This is a genomic window from Mannheimia massilioguelmaensis (assembly GCF_000940515.1).
Lineage (GTDB): Bacteria > Pseudomonadota > Gammaproteobacteria > Enterobacterales > Pasteurellaceae > Basfia > Basfia bettyae.
In genome coordinates, this window is sequence record NZ_CDQL01000004.1 from 128,001 (window position 1) to 148,784 (window position 20,784).

General features: G+C 36.2%; 18 protein-coding genes. 15 read left to right on the forward strand and 3 right to left on the reverse strand.

All coding sequences use genetic code 11. The features are described 5' to 3' along the window. The first annotated feature begins 180 nt into the window (after positions 1–180). The 12 genes from rhlB to lipA all read left to right on the forward strand — a co-directional run bounded on the left by rhlB (position 181) and on the right by lipA (position 13,586). Positions 181–1,437 (forward strand): ATP-dependent RNA helicase RhlB, encoded by a 1,257-nt coding sequence (gene rhlB, locus BN1226_RS01960; protein WP_044469758.1) that lies wholly within the window; start codon positions 181–183, stop codon positions 1,435–1,437. 129 nt (positions 1,438–1,566) lie between these two features. Beyond that, positions 1,567–2,457, forward strand: coding sequence for a cytidine deaminase (cdd, locus tag BN1226_RS01965; protein WP_052506672.1), 891 nt, complete (start codon positions 1,567–1,569; stop codon positions 2,455–2,457). Positions 2,458–3,196: 739 nt separating this feature from the next. Beyond that, positions 3,197–5,206 carry an OPT family oligopeptide transporter gene (locus BN1226_RS01970; protein ID WP_044469759.1) on the forward strand — a complete coding sequence of 670 codons (2,010 nt, stop codon included), beginning with the start codon at positions 3,197–3,199 and terminating at the stop codon, positions 5,204–5,206. Between the two features lie 279 nt (positions 5,207–5,485). Next, positions 5,486–5,794, forward strand: coding sequence for a ribosome silencing factor (gene rsfS / locus BN1226_RS01975; RefSeq protein WP_005758412.1), 309 nt, complete (start codon positions 5,486–5,488; stop codon positions 5,792–5,794). A 40-nt stretch (positions 5,795–5,834) separates the two neighbouring features. After that, positions 5,835–6,302, forward strand: a complete 468-nt coding sequence (rlmH, locus tag BN1226_RS01980) for a 23S rRNA (pseudouridine(1915)-N(3))-methyltransferase RlmH (RefSeq protein ID WP_044469760.1) — start codon at positions 5,835–5,837, stop codon at positions 6,300–6,302. 17 nt (positions 6,303–6,319) lie between these two features. Next, positions 6,320–8,365, forward strand: a complete 2,046-nt coding sequence (mrdA, locus tag BN1226_RS01985) for a penicillin-binding protein 2 (protein ID WP_044469761.1) — start codon at positions 6,320–6,322, stop codon at positions 8,363–8,365. After that, positions 8,362–9,480, forward strand: coding sequence for a rod shape-determining protein RodA (gene rodA / locus BN1226_RS01990; RefSeq protein WP_005758475.1), 1,119 nt, complete (start codon positions 8,362–8,364; stop codon positions 9,478–9,480). The genes mrdA and rodA overlap by 4 nt, the downstream gene beginning before the upstream one ends. Positions 9,481–9,549: 69 nt before the next feature. Continuing rightward, the gene (locus BN1226_RS01995; protein ID WP_044469940.1) at positions 9,550–10,131 is read left to right on the forward strand and encodes a septal ring lytic transglycosylase RlpA family protein; all 582 of its coding nucleotides are present in this window, start codon (positions 9,550–9,552) and stop codon (positions 10,129–10,131) included. Positions 10,132–10,305: 174 nt separating this feature from the next. Further along, on the forward strand, positions 10,306–11,454 hold the full coding sequence (locus BN1226_RS02000) for a serine hydrolase (protein ID WP_420835339.1): 1,149 nt from the start codon (positions 10,306–10,308) through the stop codon (positions 11,452–11,454). A gap of 96 nt (positions 11,455–11,550) precedes the next feature. Further along, positions 11,551–11,829 (forward strand): DUF493 family protein YbeD, encoded by a 279-nt coding sequence (gene ybeD / locus BN1226_RS02005; RefSeq protein WP_044469763.1) that lies wholly within the window; start codon positions 11,551–11,553, stop codon positions 11,827–11,829. Between the two features lie 61 nt (positions 11,830–11,890). Next, positions 11,891–12,550: a lipoyl(octanoyl) transferase LipB gene (gene lipB / locus BN1226_RS02010; protein ID WP_044469764.1), complete on the forward strand. Its 660-nt coding sequence runs from the start codon at positions 11,891–11,893 to the stop codon at positions 12,548–12,550. A 73-nt stretch (positions 12,551–12,623) separates the two neighbouring features. Next, positions 12,624–13,586, forward strand: coding sequence for a lipoyl synthase (lipA, locus tag BN1226_RS02015; RefSeq protein WP_044469765.1), 963 nt, complete (start codon positions 12,624–12,626; stop codon positions 13,584–13,586). 69 nt (positions 13,587–13,655) lie between these two features. Here lipA and BN1226_RS02020 read toward each other — a convergent pair whose 3' ends face one another. Together BN1226_RS02020 and pssA are read right to left on the reverse strand one after the other, a co-directional pair. After that, on the reverse strand, positions 13,656–15,326 hold the full coding sequence (locus BN1226_RS02020; protein WP_044469766.1) for a formate--tetrahydrofolate ligase: 1,671 nt from the start codon (positions 15,324–15,326) through the stop codon (positions 13,656–13,658). A gap of 246 nt (positions 15,327–15,572) precedes the next feature. Further along, positions 15,573–16,934: a CDP-diacylglycerol--serine O-phosphatidyltransferase gene (pssA, locus tag BN1226_RS02025; protein WP_044469767.1), complete on the reverse strand. Its 1,362-nt coding sequence runs from the start codon at positions 16,932–16,934 to the stop codon at positions 15,573–15,575. A gap of 162 nt (positions 16,935–17,096) precedes the next feature. Here pssA and BN1226_RS02030 point away from each other — a divergent pair, with 162 nt between their 5' ends. Further along, the gene (locus BN1226_RS02030; RefSeq protein WP_044469768.1) at positions 17,097–18,266 is read left to right on the forward strand and encodes a TrmH family RNA methyltransferase; all 1,170 of its coding nucleotides are present in this window, start codon (positions 17,097–17,099) and stop codon (positions 18,264–18,266) included. A gap of 29 nt (positions 18,267–18,295) precedes the next feature. Here BN1226_RS02030 and BN1226_RS02035 read toward each other — a convergent pair whose 3' ends face one another. After that, positions 18,296–18,559, reverse strand: a complete 264-nt coding sequence (locus BN1226_RS02035; RefSeq protein ID WP_040596123.1) for a YfhL family 4Fe-4S dicluster ferredoxin — start codon at positions 18,557–18,559, stop codon at positions 18,296–18,298. Positions 18,560–18,644: 85 nt separating this feature from the next. Between BN1226_RS02035 and BN1226_RS02040 the strand changes: the two genes are divergently transcribed. Together BN1226_RS02040 and BN1226_RS02045 are read left to right on the forward strand one after the other, a co-directional pair. Further along, on the forward strand, positions 18,645–19,397 hold the full coding sequence (locus tag BN1226_RS02040; RefSeq protein ID WP_082041897.1) for a ribonuclease T2 family protein: 753 nt from the start codon (positions 18,645–18,647) through the stop codon (positions 19,395–19,397). 155 nt (positions 19,398–19,552) lie between these two features. Next, a complete protein-coding gene (locus BN1226_RS02045; protein WP_044469769.1) occupies positions 19,553–20,719 on the forward strand; it encodes a phosphoglycerate kinase in 1,167 nt (388 codons plus the stop codon). Positions 20,720–20,784 lie beyond the last annotated feature (65 nt).

Genomic DNA, 20,784 nt, shown 5'->3' on the forward strand with positions numbered 1-20,784 from the left:
TTTGAATTGTCCGCATTATTTATTTCTGTGCGGTGGTTTGGAATGGGCATAAAGTTACCACTAAATGCGCACAGTGTCTAGTTTTTGATTAAAAATCTTAGAAAAGTGCGGTCATTTTTTGAGGAATTTTATGGTTCGTGTTATTCTTAGAGCTCATTTTTTTATAAGAATAGATTATTTATGTCAACAGATCATCTTAGTCAAACCCGTTTTGCTGATTTACCACTTCATCCTCAAGTATTAGAGGCATTAACTTGCAACGGATTTGAATTTTGTACGCCAATTCAGGCTCTTTCTCTTCCTCTTTCACTTAATGGGAAAGATGTAGCAGGTCAAGCGCAAACAGGAACGGGGAAAACAATAGCGTTTTTAACCGCGACATTTCATCATTTACTCAAACATCCTAATAATGTCGAAAAACAACCACGTGCTTTAATTTTAGCGCCTACTCGAGAACTTGCGGTACAGATTGCACATGATGCAGAGCGTTTAGTAAAAACTACAGGTTTAAAAACTGCGTTAGCTTATGGTGGTGATGGTTATGATAAACAGCTGAAGGATATTGAAGCAGGCGCTGATATTATTATTGGAACCACAGGACGTATTATTGATTATGTGAAACAAAATGTTATTTCATTACGGCATATTCAAGTTGTGGTGTTAGATGAAGCAGATCGTATGTTTGATCTCGGATTTATTAAAGATATTCGTTATTTAGTACGTAAATGCCCATCCCCAAACCAGCGTTTAACTTTATTATTTTCTGCGACACTCTCTTACAAAGTAAGGGAGCTTGCTTTCGAAGATATGAATAATCCTGAATATGTGGAAATTGAACCTCGTCAAAAAACAGGTTATCGGATTAAAGAGGAATTATTTTATCCTTCTAATCATGACAAAATTCCATTATTGCTTACCTTATTGGAAGAAGAATGGCCAGAACGTTGCATTATTTTTGCTAATACGAAACATCAGTGTGAGCGTATTTGGGGGTATTTAGCGGCAGATGGTCATCGTGTGGGGCTATTGACAGGTGATGTCGCCCAAAAAAAACGACTTTCGTTGTTAACGCAATTTACTGAGGGGGCACTTGATATTTTGGTTGCCACTGATGTTGCCGCCAGAGGATTGCATATTCCAGATGTGACGCATGTATTTAATTATGATTTGCCTGATGATCGTGAAGATTATGTTCATCGGATAGGACGAACTGGGCGAGCAGGGGAGAGTGGTATTTCTATTAGTTTTGCTTGTGAGGAATATGCGATGAATTTACCTGCGATTGAAGACTATATTGGTCATAGAATTCCAGTGAGTCAATATGATCCAGAATCTTTACTGCAAGATTTACCTAAGCCTTATCGATTAAAAAATTCAGCATCAATAGCGCAACGAAATCATCGAAGTTCTCAGAAAAATTTTAAAAAACGTGCTTAATATTCAGACCGCATAAACAAAAAGCGCGGTCTTTTTATTAAAAATTTTAATAACTTGGATCTTGATCACGGACAGCTTATATTTGAATATTCTATAATAAGATCTTAAGCGAAAACTAAGGAGAGTCAGATGAAGGATTGTATTGAGCATCGTTTAACGATGTTAGCTAATGAAACTGAAAGTCATATCATTCCACGGATGGTGCAACAAATTCAACAACAAGATTATAAAGCACTTATTCCACAAGCCGTGGTACAAAAATTTTGTAACGAATTTCAAATTAAACCAGTAGATTTAGCCCTTCAATGTTTACCTATTGCAGCCTGTTACGCATTAACGCCGATTTCTCATTTTAATGTGGGAGCAATTGCGATTGGTATTTCAGGCAATTTCTATTTTGGTGCAAATCAAGAATTTACTGCAGCAGCCATGCAACAAACTGTACATGCTGAACAAAGTGCGATTAGCCATGCTTGGATTGCAGGAGAAAAAGCTATCATGCATATGGTAGTGAATTACACACCTTGTGGGCACTGTCGTCAATTTATGAATGAGTTGAATACGGCTAGTCAATTGAGAATTCATTTACCTCATAGCCAAAATCATTTATTACATAGTTATTTGCCTGATGCTTTTGGACCAAAAGATTTAAATATTGAGAAGGTACTTTTTGACCCGCAAATACATTCTATTCAACAACATTCTGATGATCCTGTTGTGCAAGCTGTGATAGCGGGAGTGAGCCAATCTTATGCCCCTTATAGTCAAGCATTGAGTGCTGTGGCATTGCAAATAGGTGAGCAAATTATTGTGGGACGTTATGCTGAGAACGCAGCTTTTAATCCTAGCTTTTTGCCATTACAATCGGCTTTAAATTATCAACGTTTACAAGGCTATTTTAATATTCCAGTATCAAGAATTGTGATGGCTGAAGTAAAATCAGGGTTAAGCCATAAAACCATGACAGAAAGCCTTGCTAAAGCTTATTTAGAACAACCGATAGAATATATTTCACTATAAAATTTCTATTTTTCTGACCGCACTTTTTGTGAAATAAAAGTACATTGCACCTAAAATTAAAGCATTAGGTTTTAGGTGCAATTTATATGGCGATTTTCAACTTTCTTATTCTGCTTTATCTTATTGAGATAATAAAATAGGCCGTTAGTTTCTTAAATAAGTAAATAAGCTTTTTACAAATATCAATTTGTCATTGATTCATCATTTCTAGAAAATGACTTACATTAATCACATGGATTTTGTTAGCTTTGTATAATCATTTTTCTATTTTATACAAAACCCAACGACACTTTTATTTTGACATCCATAGATAAAAAACACATACTCCCATCATTAACCTTATTTTATAAAGAAAACACAATGACATTTTACTGATTTTTCACTAAATTAACATTGATAAATTGGTAGTTAGTTGCAAACTGCTATGGGGTTTAAGACTAGAATACCTATTCTATTGAGAAGTATTTCAGCGATTAAAATTAAAGAATGATTGGGCTGAACTACTGTAAATAGTAGATTATTCTTTAGGGAAATTAGATCAATTCATTGTGGATTAGGATGTCTATCAAGCTCGAAATTTAACTGCACTTTAGGGTGTGCGAGAGGCTTGAATAGCACAATAATTTCATTTTATGCAACAAGGTTATTATTTTTATTGTATAAATATGATCAAAACTGCTAAAAAATTTACCCAATTGGGAGTAATATTCCAATAAACTTTAATTGCTTAGGGAATGATATGTTAAATAATCAATCAACATTAAAAGAACTGACATTACGAGGAATGTTGTTGGGGGCGTTGATTACGGTGATTTTCACTGCATCTAATGTCTATTTGGGGTTGAAAGTTGGGTTAACTTTCGCTTCTTCTATTCCTGCTGCCGTAATTTCAATGGCGGTGCTCAAATTTTTTAAAGGATCAAATATTCTTGAAAATAATATGGTACAAACGCAAGCTTCTTCTGCGGGGACCTTATCTTCAGTGATCTTTGTGATTCCTGCGATGCTAATGATGGGATATTGGCAAGGATTCCCATTTTGGCAAACACTGTTAATTTGTATTTCAGGCGGTATTTTAGGGGTGATCTTCACCATTCCATTGCGTCATTCGATGGTGGTAAAAAGTGATTTACCTTATCCTGAGGGCGTGGCAGCTGCGGAAATTTTAAAAGCAGGTAACGATGAATCTGCGGGTAGTGGTGTAAAAGAAATTGCTACAGGCGGATTAATTGCCGCAGTGGTAGGGTTTGCTACCAACGGCTTACGTTTAATTGCTGATGGCGCTAGCTTGTGGTTTAAAGGCGGAAATGCCATTTTCCAAGTGCCAATGGGCTTTTCACTAGCCTTATTAGGTGCTGGCTATTTAGTAGGAATGGTTGGTGGTATCGCCATTTTACTGGGTATTTTCTTTGCTTGGGGAATTGCCGTGCCTTATTTTACCTCAGCAGCTCCAATCGGCGCTGATGCGGATATGATAGGATATGCGATGACCATTTGGAAAACCAAAGTTCGTTTCATCGGGGTTGGTACTATCGGAATTGCTGCGATTTGGACATTATTAGTATTAATGAAACCAATGGTTCAAGGAATGCGTCAATCCTTTCGTGCATTAAGAGATCCAAATGCAAAAAATACTGACCGCACTTCGCAAGATTTATCGCCGAAAGCAATGATTTACATTACTTTAATCAGCGTAGCCTTGATTGTGTTAGCACTCTATAGTTTCTTGCAACCTATAGGTATCGAACCTACTACAGCAATGATTTTAATCGTGGTTTGTAGCTTATTAGCCTTCGTGATTGGTTTCTTTGTAGCGGCTGCTTGTGGTTATATGGCGGGGCTTGTGGGTTCATCTTCTAGCCCAATCTCTGGCATTGGCATTATTTCTGTCGTTATTACTTCATTGATCCTAATGGTGATCGGTAATGCTACAGGATTATTAGATAGCGCTGATGGTCAGAAATTCCTCACTGCATTAACCCTTTTTACTGCCTCTATCGTAATTTGTATTGCTGCGATTTCTAATGATAATTTGCAAGACTTGAAAACAGGTTATTTAGTAGATTCAACGCCTTGGAGACAGCAATTTGCCTTAATTATCGGGGTTATCGTGGGTGCATTGGTGATCGCACCTGTACTAGAAATTCTCTATCATGCCTATGGTTTTTCTGGTGCAATGCCTCGTGAAGGCATGGATGCAAGCCAAGCTTTATCTGCACCGCAAGCCACTTTAATGATGACCATTGCCAACGGGATTTTCTCGCATAATCTAGAATGGAACTATATTTTCTCGGGTATCGGTTTAGGGATTGTTTTAATCATCATTGATATGGTATTGAAAAAATCTAGTGCTAATCGCTTAGCATTACCTGCATTAGCGGTGGGAATGGGCATTTACTTACCACCATCAATCAATGCACCTATTGTGATTGGTGCTATTTTGGCTTGGTTGATGAATCGTCATATTGAAAACTATGCAAAACACAATCATAAAGCGGTTGGCGAACTTAAGAAAAAAGCTGAACGCTATGGCACGTTATTTGCAGCGGGTTTAATTGTGGGTGAAAGCTTGATTGGCGTGATTATGGCGTTTATTATTGCTGCCTCAGTCACCTCTGGCGGTTCAGATGCTCCATTAGCCTTATCTTTAGACAACTGGGGCACTACTGCCGAAATCTTAGGATTAATCGTTTTTGTAACTGGTATAGGTATTTTTGCTCAGCGAATATTGAAAGCGAAAAAAGATTAGTCATTAAAATATCAAAAGTGCGGTTAAAATTTTCATTTTTTTCACCGCACTTTTTTAGCAAAATAAAACCCTTATAATCCCCTCAACGAACAATCTGGATTTTACAATGCAAAAACTCCAAAGTTCCACTTAAAATGGTAACATTTTAGACGGCATTTTATTCTCGCAAAATCCATCCAAAGGGATTGTTTTCGCCAAAATTTCACTCCTTTGTTTCGATTCTTTTAAACTCATGTTAAAATTATCCACTTTTATATAAATGGAAATAGATATTGCACAATGAATTTAACTGATTTTTTAATGAATAAATTAGACGATTTAAAAGCCACTGATATTCAACATATTGATGTACGAGGAAAATCTTCAATTACTGATGATATGATTATTTGCACTGGTAGTTCAACTCGTCATGTTGCTTCTGTTGCCCAAAAATTAATTGATGAAAGTAAACAAGCTGGATTTGAGAGCTTTGGTGAAGAAGGTAAATCAATTGCTGATTGGGTAGTTGTGGATTTTGGTCAAGCAATTGTTCATATTATGCAACGAGAAGCACGCGATATGTATCAATTAGAAAAACTTTGGGCATAAAATTTTCGTAAATTGTACCGCACATTGATGAGTATTTATTATGAAAATTCAATTAATTGCCGTTGGCACTAAGATGCCTGATTGGGTAAAAATAGGGTTTGAAGAATATCAGCGACGTTTTCCAAAAGATATGCCGTTTGAATTAATTGAGATACCTGCGGGTAAACGGGGTAAAAATGCTGATATTAAACGTATTCTTGAACAAGAAGGTAAAGCTATGCTCAGCAGTTGTGGAAAAGCTAAAATTGTTACTTTAGATATACCTGGTAAGCCTTGGACTACAGAGCAGTTAGCACAACAGCTTGAAAGTTGGAAAAATGATGGGCGAGATGTGTGTTTATTAATTGGTGGGCCTGAAGGATTATCTCCTGAATGTAAAGCTGTTGCAGAGCAAAGTTGGTCTTTATCTCCTTTGACGCTACCTCATCCGCTAGTGCGTGTGGTGGTGGCTGAAAGCCTTTATCGGGCATGGTCATTAACTACTAATCATCCTTATCATCGTGAATAAGTCGCTAATTAACGAATATGAGTTTTTTTAAAAACCTTTTTACAGCCCCTTTACATGAGCCGATTCGTGATAATAAAGCAGAGCGGAATTTGTTTGCACGCCGAGCTCTTGTTGCGTTTATTGGGACGATTGCTTTAACTGCGATACTATTCACCAATTTGTATCATTTGCAAGTCGTTGATTATGATAAATATCAAACCCGCTCGAATGGCAACCGTATTAAATTATTGCCTGTGCCACCTACACGAGGTTTGATTTATGATCGTTATGGTAAACTTTTAGCTGAAAATTTAACTTTTTTTGGTTTGTATATTGTTCCTGAAAAAGTGGAGAATTTAGACCGCACTTTTGATGAGCTTCGTGATATTGTGGGGTTAACTGATGAGGATATTGAACAGTTTAAAAAAGAGCGTCGTCGTTCATCTCGTTATACACCAATTATGCTCAAAACAGATTTAACAGAAGAACAAATTGCTCGTTTTGCGGTGAATCAATATAACTATCCGAGTTTGGATGTACGTCCTTATTTTAAACGTCATTATCTCTATGGCGAACCATTAACCCATATTTTAGGCTATGTTTCTCGAATTAATGATAAAGATGTTGAGCGTTTAAAACGTGAAGAAAAATATGCAAATTATGCGGGAACCACGGATATTGGCAAATTAGGTATTGAACGTTTCTACGAAGAACAACTTCATGGAACCGCGGGGTATGAGCAAGTTGAAATTAATAACCGAGGTAAAGTCATTCGTAAGTTAAGCGAGCAACCTCCTGTTGCAGGTAAGAATGTTCAGTTAACTATTGATTTACAACTACAACGTTTTATTACTGATTTATTAGTAGGGCAAAAAGGGGCTGTGGTCGTAATGGACCCTAGGGATAGCAGTATTTTAGCGATGGTATCTAGCCCAAGTTATGATAATAATTTATTTGTAGATGGTATTTCAGGTTCAGATTATAAACGTTTATTAAATGATCCTAATCGACCATTATATAGTCGTGCTACACAAGGTGCTTATCCACCCGCTTCAACGGTTAAACCTTTTATGGCTGTTTCTGCATTAACTGAAGGGGTAATTACTCCGAGTATGACAATATTTGACCCTGGTTATTGGGTGCTGCCCAATACGACAAAACGTTTTCGTGACTGGAAAAAGTCTGGGCATGGTAATCTTAATTTAAATAAGTCACTTGTCGAGTCAGCAGATACTTACTTTTATCAAGTGGCTTATAAAATGGGTATTGATCGTATTTCTTCGTGGATGAAGCGTTTTGGCTTTGGTATGCCAACGGGGATTGATATTCAAGAAGAAACCACAGGCATTATGCCTAGCCGTGAATGGAAACAAAAAAAATATAAGAAACCTTGGGTGTTAGGCGATACTATTCCTGTGGGTATTGGTCAAGGTTATTGGACTGCTACACCATTACAATTAGCTAAAGCAACAAGCGTGTTGGTTAATAATGGTAAAGTTAATACGCCACATTTAATGAAACAAACCGTAGGTGCTTTAATAGAGCCTTATAAAGATCCTTTATTATATGAAGATATCACAGATCCTGATAAATCTTATTGGGAAGCAGCTAAGCGGGGGATGTTTGGGGTTGTTCATGCGGCTAGTGGTACAGGTCGAAAAGCCTTTGCTAGCGCACCTTATCATGTGGGCGGAAAATCGGGAACAGCGCAGGTGTTTAGTTTAAAAGAAAACCAAACTTATAATGCTGGTCAATTGAAAAAAGAATTACATGATCATGCATGGTTTACCGCTTTTGCTCCTTATGAAAACCCACATATGGTAGTATCAATTATTTTAGAAAATGCAGGTGGTGGTTCTGGTAATGCTGCACCAGTAGTCCGTCAAATTATGGATTATTATTTATTACATCGTTTACCAGAAGTGGCGAAACAAGAAGGAATTCAAGATACTTTACCTGCAAATCAGGCAGTGATTGAAGAAGATGAGCCAGTTTCAAATAGTAATGATGAAAGCCCAGCAGATTTGACTAGCCCAGATCAAGAAAATGCTCCAATGAATATGAATGAGGGTGAAACAGAATGATAGAGAAAAGATCACTCTTCTCCAATATTTGGCCTAAATTACACTTAGATATTTGGCTATTGTTAGGATTACTTGTTATTTCAGGTTATGGGCTTATGGTATTATACAGTGCCACAGGCGGAAGCGAAGTGATGTTTCGGAATAGGATTATCCAAGTCGCTTTAGGGTTTATGGTTATGATTATCATGGCGCAGCTTCCACCAAGATTTTATCAACGAGTTGCCCCTTACCTTTATATTGCTGGGATTATTATGCTTGTTCTGGTTGATTTAATTGGTACGGTTAGTAAAGGGGCACAACGTTGGTTAGATTTAGGCATTTTGCGATTTCAGCCTTCTGAAATTGTAAAGCTATCTGTGCCTTTAATGGTGGCTGTTTATTTAGGTAATCGTAGTATTCCACCAAAATTATCAGAAACCTTGATTGCATTAACGATTATTGTGGTCCCCACTCTTTTAGTCGCAATTCAACCTGATTTAGGAACATCGATTCTAGTGGTTGCATCTGGGATTTTTGTTGTATTTCTAGCAGGTATGAGTTGGTGGCTGATACTGATTGCGGTAATCGGGGTTTCAGGATTTATTCCTATTATGTGGTTGTATTTGATGCATGACTATCAAAGAACACGTGTGTTAACTTTGTTAGATCCCGAGAAAGACCCATTGGGAGCAGGATACCATATTTTGCAGTCTCAGATTGCTATCGGTTCTGGTGGAATATCAGGAAAAGGCTGGATGTTAGGCACTCAGTCGCAGTTAGAGTTTTTACCCGAACCTCATACAGACTTTATTTTTGCTGTATTAAGCGAAGAACATGGTATGATTGGAATAATTCTGTTGATGTTGATTTATTTCTTCATTATTGTACGAGGTCTAATTATCGGCGTAAAAGCAGAAAATGCATTTGGTCGTATTTTGACAGGCTCGCTAACCTTAATTTTCTTTGTTTATATTTTTGTTAATATTGGCATGGTTAGTGGCATTTTGCCCGTCGTCGGTGTACCATTGCCACTCATTAGCTATGGTGGAACATCATTTGTTTCATTGATGGCAGGTTTTGGATTGATTATGTCAATTCATACTCACAAGCGTACTCTTTATCATAAAGGGAACTAATTAAAGTTTATACAGTCTCAATTGTTTATGAACTGTAAAAATTTAGGACACTAACCTAGAGTATTACTTATGAAGCTAAAATTTTTATTAACTATATTACTGTCTATTATTCTGACGGCTTGTTCAGCGAATAGTGATGCCAAGCATAGTACAAAGAAGCACTATGGCATTGCGGGCCCCACGTTAGAGCATAAAGGGACAATTAACTTTTCTAATACTTATATTGTGAATGGTCAAGCATACACTACCTATACTTCAAATAATGCAAAAAACTATAGTAGAGAAGGTAAAGCTAGTTATTATCATAATAATTTTCATGGTCGCCGTACTGCAAGTGGTGAACCTTATAATAAAGAAAAATTTACTGCCGCACATAAAACTTTACCTCTAGGTTCTTATGCGTTAGTGACTAATCTGCGTAATAATAAAAAAGTCATTGTACGAATTAATGATCGTGGACCTTTTTCAAACACTCGTATTTTAGATTTATCACGGGCAGCAGCAAGTGAAATTGGACTTATTAGTTCTGGCGTGGGTAGAGTTCGAGTAGAGGCATTACATGTTGATCGGCAAGGACAAATTTCTGGGGCTGGGGCTTCAACATTAGTAAAAAATGCCAAATCAAACGAAGCTCGTGATAGAATTAAATAAAGCATTATTTCAAATGAATTATCATTTAAATGCAAAGTGACTTTATTACTTAAAGTCACTTTGTGTGTTTATTTAGACGCAATAATTTATCGTTTAAATAGAAAATACATTATCAAACATTATCTGAAGGATTTATCAATGTTTAAGAAAGCATTACAAAAAACACGCTTAGCGATGTTCATTCCGCTATTTGTTCTTCCATTTACAGCATCTGCTGAAGATATTAATTATGGTATTACACCTCCTCAAGTTAATGCACAAACCTATGTGGTAATGGACTATAATTCGGGCGCAATACTCGCTTCACTAAATCCAGATCAACGTCAATATCCAGCATCTCTTACTAAAATTATGACAAGTTATGTGATTGGAGATGCTATTAAGCAAGGTAAAATTCATAATACAGATACAGTGACTATCGGTGAGAGTGCATGGGGAAAAAACTTTCCAGATTCTTCAAAAATGTTCTTAAATTTAAATCAACAAGTCACAGTAGAACAATTAAATCGTGGGATCATTGTGGTTTCAGGTAATGATGCATGTGTGGCAATGTCTGAGCATGTTTCTGGAACAACAGAAAAGTTTATTGAGACCATGAATAAATATGTAGAGCAGTTTGGATTAAAAAACACTCATTTTACTACAGTACATGGTTTAGACGATCCAAATCAATATTCATCTGCTCGTGATATGGCAATTATGGGTGCTCATGTTATTCGTGATTTACCTGAAGAATATAAAATTTATTCAGAAAAAGATTTTACCTTTAATAAAATTAAACAGCCTAACCGTAATGGATTATTATGGGATAAAACCATCAATGTTGATGGCATGAAAACAGGGCATACAAGCCAGGCTGGTTATAACTTAGTGGCTTCTGCAACGAATTCAAATAATATGCGTTTAATTTCTGTTGTGATGGGCGTGCCAACTTATAAGGGACGTGAAGTTGAAAGTAAAAAATTATTACAATGGGCATTTAATAGTTTTGATACTTTCAGAACTTTAGAAGCAGGTAAAGCGGTAACTAAACAAAGTGTTTACTATGGTGATAAGGGCGAAATTGAAGTTGGTGTATTGCAAGATAGCTATATTACCATTCCTAAAGGGCGTAATGCGGATTTGAAGGCTCGTTTTGAATTAAATCAGAAATATCTAGAGGCGCCTTTAGCAAAAGGTCAGGTTGTAGGTAAAGTGATTTATCAATTAGATGGTAAAGATGTTGCAACCCTTGATCTTCAATCAATGGTTGATGTGCAAGAAGGCGGTATATTTGGTAAAGCTTGGGATTGGTTAGTATTAACGATTAAAAGCTTATTCTAAAAATTTTGAAAATTGACCGCACTTTTTTCATTAATATAGTATATTTTAGGCAGATTTATGGTCTGCCTGTTATTAAGGTTGAATATTTAGAAAATTATGGCAACAGAACAAGATTTTGAAAAATTAAAAGACGTCATGGAATTTCCTGCAAAAATGACATTTAAAGTCGCAGGGATCAATCGAGAAGGTTTAGCTGCGGATCTTGTCGCAGTAGTTCAGCAATATTTGAAAGGTGATTATACTCCGAGAGAAACAAAAAGTAGTAAAGGAACTTATAATTCAGTTTCTATTGATATTGTGGCGGAAAATTTTGATCAAGTGGAAACCCTATATAAAGAATTGGCAAAAGTTGATGGTGTAAAACTGGTCATTTAATTAATGTGAAAGCTGATGTACACCATCAGCTTTTTTATTAGTGTTAAAAGAGAATTTTATAATGGAACCTCGTTTAATTGTTCGCCAACTTGGAATTCAAGATTACCAAGAAACTTGGCATAAAATGCAATCATTCACAGATCAACGTAATGAACAAACCCCAGATGAAATTTGGTTAGTTGAGCATCCTGCGGTATTTACTCAAGGTCAAACAGGTAAAGCAGAACATTTATTGCAAAAAACAGATATTCCTGTGATTCAAACTGATCGTGGTGGTCAAATTACTTATCATGGACTTGGACAACAGGTGATGTATGTGTTGATTGATATTAAACGCCTTAAAGCACAGGGGCGAGAAATAAGTGTTCGAGATTTAGTCACGGCTTTAGAGCAATCTGTGGTAAAAACATTAGCAGATTATGGTATTGAAGGTTATCCAAAAGTGGATGCACCAGGTGTTTATATTGATGGTCGAAAAATTTGCTCTTTGGGTTTACGTATTCGTCATGGGCGTTCATTTCATGGTCTAGCATTTAATATAAATATGGATCTTTCGCCTTTTCATAGTATTAATCCTTGTGGCTATGCTGGACTAGAAATGACCCAATTGGCTGATTTTATCAATTCAAATGAGGCTCAATGTGATAAAGTTTCACCCAAATTAGTTGATCACTTTGTAACAATTTTAGGTTACAATAAGCAACAAATTTTTAACATTTGATTTTCTTCAATGCCATTTAGCAAAATAGGGCATGTTGTCTGAAATCAGTTATTTAGGGAAGCAAGGAATATTTATGAGTACGCCATTTAAAATGGAGCCTGGGGTAAAATATCGTGATGCGGCGAAAACGACCATTATCCAAGTGAAAAATATCGATCCTGATCAGGAATTATTGAAAAAACCTGCTTGGATGAAAATTAAATTACCCGCGAATTCTGCAAAAATCGAAAGCATCAAAAATGGTATGCGTCGTCATGGTTTAAATTCAGTTTGTGAAGAGGCTTCTTGTCCTAATTTACATGAATGTTTTAACCATGGCACGGCAACGTTTATGATTCTTGGGGCAATTTGTACTCGTCGCTGTCCATTCTGTGATGTGGCACATGGAAAACCATTGCCTCCAGATGCAGATGAACCGAAAAAATTGGCAGAAACAATCCAAGACATGAAATTGAAATATGTGGTCATTACTTCTGTGGATAGAGATGATTTACCTGATCGTGGTGCGGGTCATTTTGCAGAATGTATTAAACAAATTCGTCTGCTCAATCCTAATACTAAAATTGAGATTTTAGTCCCTGACTTTCGTGGAAGAATTGAACAAGCGTTGGATAAGTTAAAAGATAATCCTCCTGATGTGTTTAATCATAACTTAGAAAATGTACCACGTTTATATAAAGATATTCGTCCAGGTGCAGATTATCAATGGTCATTAAAATTGTTACGTGAATTTAAAGCATTATTCCCGAATATTCCAACTAAATCAGGTTTGATGGTGGGGTTAGGTGAAACTAACGAAGAAATTCTTAAGGTAATGCAGGATTTACGTACCAATGGGGTTACGATGTTAACTTTAGGTCAGTATTTGCAACCTAGCCGTTTCCATTTGCCTGTGGCACGTTATGTACCACCTGAAGAGTTTGATGAATTCCGCAATCAGGCACAATCAATGGGCTTTGAACATGCCGCTTGTGGGCCATTTGTTCGTTCATCTTATCATGCGGATTTACAAGCCAGTGGTGGTTTAGTTAAATAGCGTATTTTAAAATAAAAAGTGCGGTAGAAATTTTAAAAATTTTTACCGCACTTTTTTATGTTATGGTGATTAGAACAAGCCTGTAATTACACCTTCTGATGTTACATCAATATGTTCTGATGCTGGAACTTTTGGTAAGCCTGGCATACGCATAATGGTGCCACAAATTACTACAATAAATCCTGCACCAGCAGATAAGCTGATACTTCTTACGTTAATATCAAATCCGCTAGGGCAACCTAATTGTTTAGCATCATCACTTAATGAATATTGTGTTTTTGCCATACAGATAGGTAATTTATCTAAACCTAATTTTTCTAATTTTTTCACTTCTGAGAGCGCATCACGACTAAAAATAACATCATTTGCACCATAGATTTTTTGTGCAATTGCTTTTACTTTATCATGAATAGATTGTTCACTATGGTAAGTAAATTTGAAGTTATTAGGTTGTGATTCTATAGCATGTATCACTTTTTTAGCTAAATCTAAACCGCCTTTACCACCTTTTCCCCAGACTTCAGTGAGTGAAACTTCTACTCCACGTTCAGCACAAGCGTTTTGAATAAGTGCAAGTTCTGCATCTGTATCAGTAACAAAACGGTTAATTGCAACTACAACAGGTAAACCTAATTCATTTTTTAAGTTATGAATATGTTTTAATAAATTCGGTAATCCTTGTTTAAGGGCTTCAAGATTTTCTTGATTGAGTTCAGATTTATCTACACCACCGTTATATTTTAAAGCACGTACTGTTGCCACAATGACTGCGACATCAGGTTTTAAGCCTGATAGACGACATTTTATATTACAAAATTTTTCTGCACCTAAATCAGCACCAAAGCCTGCTTCAGTGACTGCATACTGACCTAAATGTTTTGCTAATGTTGTGGCTAATACTGAGTTACAACCATGAGCAATATTAGCAAAAGGTCCTCCATGTACAAAAGCGGGGCTTCCTTCGATAGTTTGCACCAGATTAGGTTTGATGGCATCTTTTAATAATGCAGCCATTGCACCTTGTGCTTTGATATCTTTTGCATACACAGGTTGTTTGTCATAAGTATAAGCAATTAAAATATTACCTAAACGTTCTTTTAGGTCATTAAGATCTGTTGCTAAGCAGAAAATTGCCATGACTTCAGAAGCGACAGTGATATCAAAACCATCTTCACGAGCTACGCCATCGGTTGCACCACCTAAACCACTAACGATATTACGTAATTGACGATCATTAACATCAAGTACACGACGCCAGACCACTTGTTTAGGATTGATATTAAGTGCATTTCCTTGGTAAATATGATTATCAATTAATGCGGCTAATAGATTGTTGGCGCTAGTAATTGCATGGAAATCGCCATTGAAGTGTAGATTAATATCTTCCATTGGTAATACTTGAGCATAACCACCACCTGCGGCGCCACCTTTAATCCCAAATACAGGGCCTAGTGAAGGTTCGCGCAGAGCAACCACAGCTTGTTTGCCTAATTGATTTAAAGCATCTGTTAAACCAATTGTTACCGTGGTTTTACCTTCACCCGCAGGGGTTGGATTGATTGCCGTAACTAAAATTAATTTACCGTTTTTAGAAGGCCGTTGGTAGGTATCTTGTGGATCAATTTTTGCACGGTATTTACCATGTTGCTCAATTAACTCCGAATTTAATCCTAATTTTTCTGCAATACAATTAATATGTTGCATTGATACTGATTGGGCAATTTCTACATCGCTTTTCATATTAGATTCCTAAAAGTAGTTGGCAAGTTAAGATAAGGGGGTTTTTGCCATTGTAACATTTATGTAAAATTTTGCGTATAAAAATACAGCAATTTTCAATTCGCTGTTAAGATAGCTCAAAGTGCGGTTAATTTTAAGGATTTTTATGTATTAATATATGGTAAAAATTTTTGTAGGAGTCAAGCTATTGATGAGTGGGAAATAAAAAGTGCGGTAAAACAACCGCACTTTTTTATAATGGATAAATTAGAGAATCATTTTTACTAGTTTATCCGCTTTTACACGTTGAAAACGTTTTAGTAAACGTTGAGCAGGTTCTGGATATTGTTCCATTTCTTCTAACTCAGTATAGCTACGTAAAACTTGAGTATGTTGGCGAATATGTTCTAATTCTTGCTGTGTTTGAGCTTTTAATTGCTGTTTTGGATCATGAATTAATAAGCCATTTTCAGCATCTAAACGCCATGCTCGAGGATTTAAATTATTGCCTGTGAGAAGAAGATAATCATCATCAATCCACATTCCTTTCAAGTGATAGGTATTATCACCATCTTTCCAAGTGCGAATGACTAAATTGCCAGAGTCAATTTGTGCCGCAAACTTTTTACTAAAAGCACGTAGATTCTTCTCATATAAATATGGAAGTGCTCCTGCTATTTTAAATGGTTCGGCTGGTGGAATATAGAAATCATTCGCCACTTTATCGCCAACGATAATTTCTACTTTTTTACCTTCTTTTAATAAATGGCTAATTTTTCCTTGTAGAGTACGAGGAAAGTTAAAATATGGGGTACAAATCACCAATTTTTCTTTTACCAACATAAATAAATCAGCAATGATTTTATTAAGCAGGTTTTCATGTGTACCTAAACCAAATAATGGGGCAATTGTTAATTGTTCATTGGTAAAGGCAACCGCATTTTTGACTTGATAATGTGCTTCACTGGCAAGATTTTTGCGGAATGCTTTAATATGTGCACGAATCTCTTTCGTTGTTGGACGCTGTCTATTATCTAAGCTATATACTGCGGTTGGATCAAGTAAATATTGGGTTACAAAATTTACTAAAGTATCGGCAAGGCTAGCATTAGTAATTTTTTGATAACGGTCATAACGATATTTATCTTGATGATGTAAATAGACGTTATTAATGCTGGCACCGCTATAAAGCACTGTATCATCAAATACAAAGCCTTTAATGTGTAATACACCAAAGACTTCCCGAGTATTGATGGGTACACCAAAGAAGATAGAATCAGCCTGGTATTTCTCACGTTGTTCACAATACCAATCTGCATTCGTTGCACTTTTCTCTGCACCTAATAGATTTCGTTGTGCACGATGCCAGTCCACTAAAACTTTAATATCAAGTTGTGGATTTTTTTGTTTAGCTAAATATAGCTCATCCAAAACCTCTTGGCCTGCTTCATCTAACTGCCAATAAAGTGCAGTAATATAAATACGTGTTTTAGCCGTACGAATTAATTCGATAATTGTTCTTTTAAATTGAGCTGGGCTATGAATAATTTCAAAATCTGAAGCTGATTGCACTAGATAAGGCAAATGTTCCAGATGTTGTTTTGCTCGTTTAATCTTATTCACTAACATAATATTTCTTCTTCTACGCTGTTATGCGTTATTGCGATTTAGTAGTTTACAATATTTACGACCTAAATTGATACAAAAAAGGTTTTTTTTCGCTATAATGCTTAAAATTTTTATTAGAAGTGTTTACTTTTAATCCAATTCTTGATAAATGGCGATTCTTATATGAATGATAAATCATCTTTCCAAAAAACTAAATTTCAACAATCTTCTCACCAAAAACGTTTTAATGAACGTTCTCTAAATAATCGTAATGAGAAACGTAGTCAAAATAGACTGCAGTTTGGACATAATGAGTCACGTTTTGAACGAGATGATAATCATCGTTCAGGTAATAGTTTTGAAGAGAGAAAACGTAAGTTTGGAGATGATGGTCGACAAGAACGACAAAATTTTTCAAAAAATGACCGCACTTTTAGTCCTCGCAATGATCGTGAGAATGAACGTAGAAATCCCCGTTCACCGTTTTTACAACAACGTGTGACCGAGACCACTATGGAAAAGGCAAGTGGTGCAGGAAATGTTAAAGTCATGGTAAAAAGTTCGGGTGTGACTAATGTGGCTCCTGTGAAAAAAACAGGTCCATTGTCACCTCGTGCACCTGAAAAAATTAAAAAGAATCGTTCTGAAGAAATGAAAGTCTATGGTGAAGGTGCTTGTTTAGCTTTATTTGCGGAACGTCCTGAAAGTATTGTTCGAGTATGGGCAACAGTTGAGATGGCGCATAAAGTGGGAGATATGTTTAGTTATTTGGCGACGAATAAAAAAGTCTATCATGTTGTGGATCGTGAAGAGCTTGGATTAGTCAGTGGCACTGAACATCATGGTGGAATTTGCATGTTAGTGAAAAAAGCACGTCCATTTACTTTATCTGGTTATTTAGATATTCCTCGTGAAAAAGACGCATTAGTGATGTTAGACAATATTCGCAATCCACAAAATATTGGTGGAATTGTGCGTACTTGTGCATTTTATGGTGTAAAAGGTGTGATTATTGATGATGTGGACATGCTTAATTCTGCGGCTGCAATGCGTGTAGCGGAAGGTGGAATGGAATATATTCATACTTTGCAAACGGATTATTTAGATAATGCTTTAAATCAATTACGTAAAGCAGGTTATCAGATTATTCATACGACCACAAATAAACAAGCTAAAGGTGTACATAAATTAGAGCTAGCTAAAAAAGTGGTGTTTGTTTTAAGTGAATCAGATACTTCCGCTTTAGCACAGCAGAATGATGAAGTGATTAATTTATCTTTTGCGAATCCATTAAGAACAGGCTTAAATGTTGCAGTAGTAGCAGGCGTGTTGTTAGCCGAATGGGTAAAATAATAATGTTCCCTGCGTTAGTAGGGAATAAATTATGTTAATTCATGAGCGTGATGAATGAGTACGAAGCGTTCCCACAATTGTTCTTCTGTTTCCATATGTGCTGGATCACTGATAATACATTTGCTAATAGGGCAAACTTTTTGACAGGTTGGGGTGTCATAGTGTCCGACGCATTCGGTACAAAGGTTAGGATCGATTACATAGATTTCATCGCCAACAGAAATTGCCTCATTTGGACATTCTGGTAAGCACATATCACAGTTGGTGCATTTATCAGTAATTAAAAGTGCCATGTAAACCCTTGTTATTCGTTAAGAACGGCAAATTATAATGATTGCCCTTAGAAAGGCAAATATTTATTTCTATTTAAAGGTTAGTATGCAGCAAAAAAATTATTTCATTAAAGCACTTTTGGCTACACTTTCAATGACATTATTATTGTCTAGTTGTTTTGATAAACATAAATCAGAATCGGAAAAAATTTCTCAAAATACTATCGCAGTTTCTCAATCACAACGTTCTCAACCACAGTCTAATCAAAATAAATCTTCTTCGCTGAAAATCAATACTAACTATGATTATGCGATGCGAGAAGATAAAATTGGTCCAAATACTAAAGCAACAGTTGATTATTACATGTTAGCACTTTCGTGGTCACCTGCATTCTGTGATTCCCAATATGATAAATATGGCAAAAACTTACCTCCCTCTGCAGAGTATCAGTGTGGTATGAAAAAGCAATATGGCTGGATAATTCATGGTTTATGGCCACAAAGTGCAACAGCAAGAAGTGCTGCTGGCCATCCCCGTTTTTGTCAGGGAGATTTACCGCCCGTTGATGAAAATGTGATTGCCCAATATATGAATGAAAGCCCTAGCCCAAATTTGTTACAAGGTGAATGGGAAAAACACGGTGCTTGTGCTTTTAAAGAGGCTCAACAATATTTTGCTAAACAGCAAGAATTATATCAAGCATTAAACTTGCCGAATAAAGCGCTAAAAGGCAAAGAATTATTTAGCTGGCTCAGAAAAAATAACCCTCATTTAAATGGTGCATATTTAGGGGCAAGTCGTAATGAAATTTATATTTGTTACAGTTTGCAATGGCAGGTAATAGATTGCCCTAAATAAAATGAATTTTTTTCAGAATAAACTGACTATAGTAGATGAAACATTGTCGTCATTTAATAGGAATAAATTGATCTAGACCTATTACAATATAGCCAATAGTAGGTATAATATTGCGGTCTATAAAAATTAAATTTTAACCCAAAAGAGGATAAATTATGTCAGTAATTAAAATGACCGATCTTGATTTAACAGGCAAACGCCTATTCATTCGTGCAGATTTAAATGTTCCCGTAAAAGACGGTAAAGTAACTTCAGATGCACGTATTCAAGCTACAATTCCGACATTAAAATTGGCATTGCAGAAAGGTGCTAAAGTCATGGTAACTTCACACCTCGGTCGTCCAACTGAAGGCGAATTTACTCAAGAAGATTCATTACAACCTGTAGTTGATTATTTGAATGAGGCAGGTTTTAAAGCACGTTTAGTTCAAGATTATTTGAATGGTGTAGAAGTTAATGACGGCGAAGTGGTTGTATTGGAAAACGTACGTATTAACAAAGGTGAAAAGAAAAATGATCCAGAATTGGGTAAAAAATATGCCGCACTTTGTGACATATTCGTGATGGATGCATTCGGCACAGCTCACCGTGCACAAGCTTCAACTTATGGCGTGGCAGAGTATGCTCCTATAGCTTGTGCTGGTCCATTATTAGCAGCTGAATTAGATGCTTTAGGCAAAGCATTAAAAGAACCAAAACGCCCAATGTTAGCGATTGTTGGTGGTTCAAAAGTTTCGACTAAATTAACCGTTTTAGATTCTCTTTCTAAAATTGCTGATCAAATTATTGTGGGTGGTGGTATTGCTAATACCTTTATTGCTGCTGAGGGTCACCCTGTTGGTAAATCTTTATATGAAGAAGATTTAATCCCAGAAGCAAAACGTTTAGCTGCTGCGACAAATATTCCAGTTCCTGTAGATGTGCGTGTAGGAACAGAATTTTCTGATACAGCATTAGCGACAGAGAAAGCAGTAACTGCAGTACAAGCAGATGAATCAATCTTTGATATTGGTGATAAAACAGCAGAACAATTAGCTGATATTATTCGTCAATCAAAAACTATTCTTTGGAATGGCCCTGTAGGCGTATTTGAATTCCCTAATTTCCGCAAAGGGACAGAAGTTATTTCTAATGCTATCGCAGAAGCTACCGCAAATGGTGCATTCTCTATTGCAGGTGGTGGCGATACTTTAGCAGCAATTGATTTGTTTGGTATCAAAGATAAAATTTCTTATATTTCAACGGGCGGTGGTGCTTTCTTAGAATTTGTGGAAGGTAAAGTTTTACCTGCTGTTGAAATCTTAGAAAAACGTGCTAAATAATAGTGACTAAAATCCAAGGTGCAAAGCTGTTTTTTTGCACCTATGAAAAAGGTTTAACTCAACGA

Bases quoted from the DNA above. Each gene is read 5' to 3' on its own strand.
- cdd (WP_052506672.1), top strand. From the start codon at position 1,567: ATGAAGGATTGTATTGAGCATCGTTTAACGATGTTAGCTAATGAAACT.
- mrdA (WP_044469761.1), top strand. From the start codon at position 6,320: ATGAGTTTTTTTAAAAACCTTTTTACAGCCCCTTTACATGAGCCGATT.
- BN1226_RS01995 (WP_044469940.1), top strand. From the start codon at position 9,550: ATGAAGCTAAAATTTTTATTAACTATATTACTGTCTATTATTCTGACG.
- lipA (WP_044469765.1), top strand. From the start codon at position 12,624: ATGAGTACGCCATTTAAAATGGAGCCTGGGGTAAAATATCGTGATGCG.
- BN1226_RS02030 (WP_044469768.1), top strand. From the start codon at position 17,097: ATGAATGATAAATCATCTTTCCAAAAAACTAAATTTCAACAATCTTCT.
- rhlB (WP_044469758.1), top strand. From the start codon at position 181: ATGTCAACAGATCATCTTAGTCAAACCCGTTTTGCTGATTTACCACTT.
- BN1226_RS02040 (WP_082041897.1), top strand. From the start codon at position 18,645: ATGCAGCAAAAAAATTATTTCATTAAAGCACTTTTGGCTACACTTTCA.
- BN1226_RS02045 (WP_044469769.1), top strand. From the start codon at position 19,553: ATGTCAGTAATTAAAATGACCGATCTTGATTTAACAGGCAAACGCCTA.
- rsfS (WP_005758412.1), top strand. From the start codon at position 5,486: ATGAATTTAACTGATTTTTTAATGAATAAATTAGACGATTTAAAAGCC.
- rlmH (WP_044469760.1), top strand. From the start codon at position 5,835: ATGAAAATTCAATTAATTGCCGTTGGCACTAAGATGCCTGATTGGGTA.
- BN1226_RS02035 (WP_040596123.1), bottom strand. From the start codon at position 18,559: ATGGCACTTTTAATTACTGATAAATGCACCAACTGTGATATGTGCTTA.
- BN1226_RS02000 (WP_420835339.1), top strand. From the start codon at position 10,306: ATGTTCATTCCGCTATTTGTTCTTCCATTTACAGCATCTGCTGAAGAT.
- ybeD (WP_044469763.1), top strand. From the start codon at position 11,551: ATGGCAACAGAACAAGATTTTGAAAAATTAAAAGACGTCATGGAATTT.
- rodA (WP_005758475.1), top strand. From the start codon at position 8,362: ATGATAGAGAAAAGATCACTCTTCTCCAATATTTGGCCTAAATTACAC.
- lipB (WP_044469764.1), top strand. From the start codon at position 11,891: ATGGAACCTCGTTTAATTGTTCGCCAACTTGGAATTCAAGATTACCAA.
- BN1226_RS01970 (WP_044469759.1), top strand. From the start codon at position 3,197: ATGTTAAATAATCAATCAACATTAAAAGAACTGACATTACGAGGAATG.
- BN1226_RS02020 (WP_044469766.1), bottom strand. From the start codon at position 15,326: ATGAAAAGCGATGTAGAAATTGCCCAATCAGTATCAATGCAACATATT.
- pssA (WP_044469767.1), bottom strand. From the start codon at position 16,934: ATGTTAGTGAATAAGATTAAACGAGCAAAACAACATCTGGAACATTTG.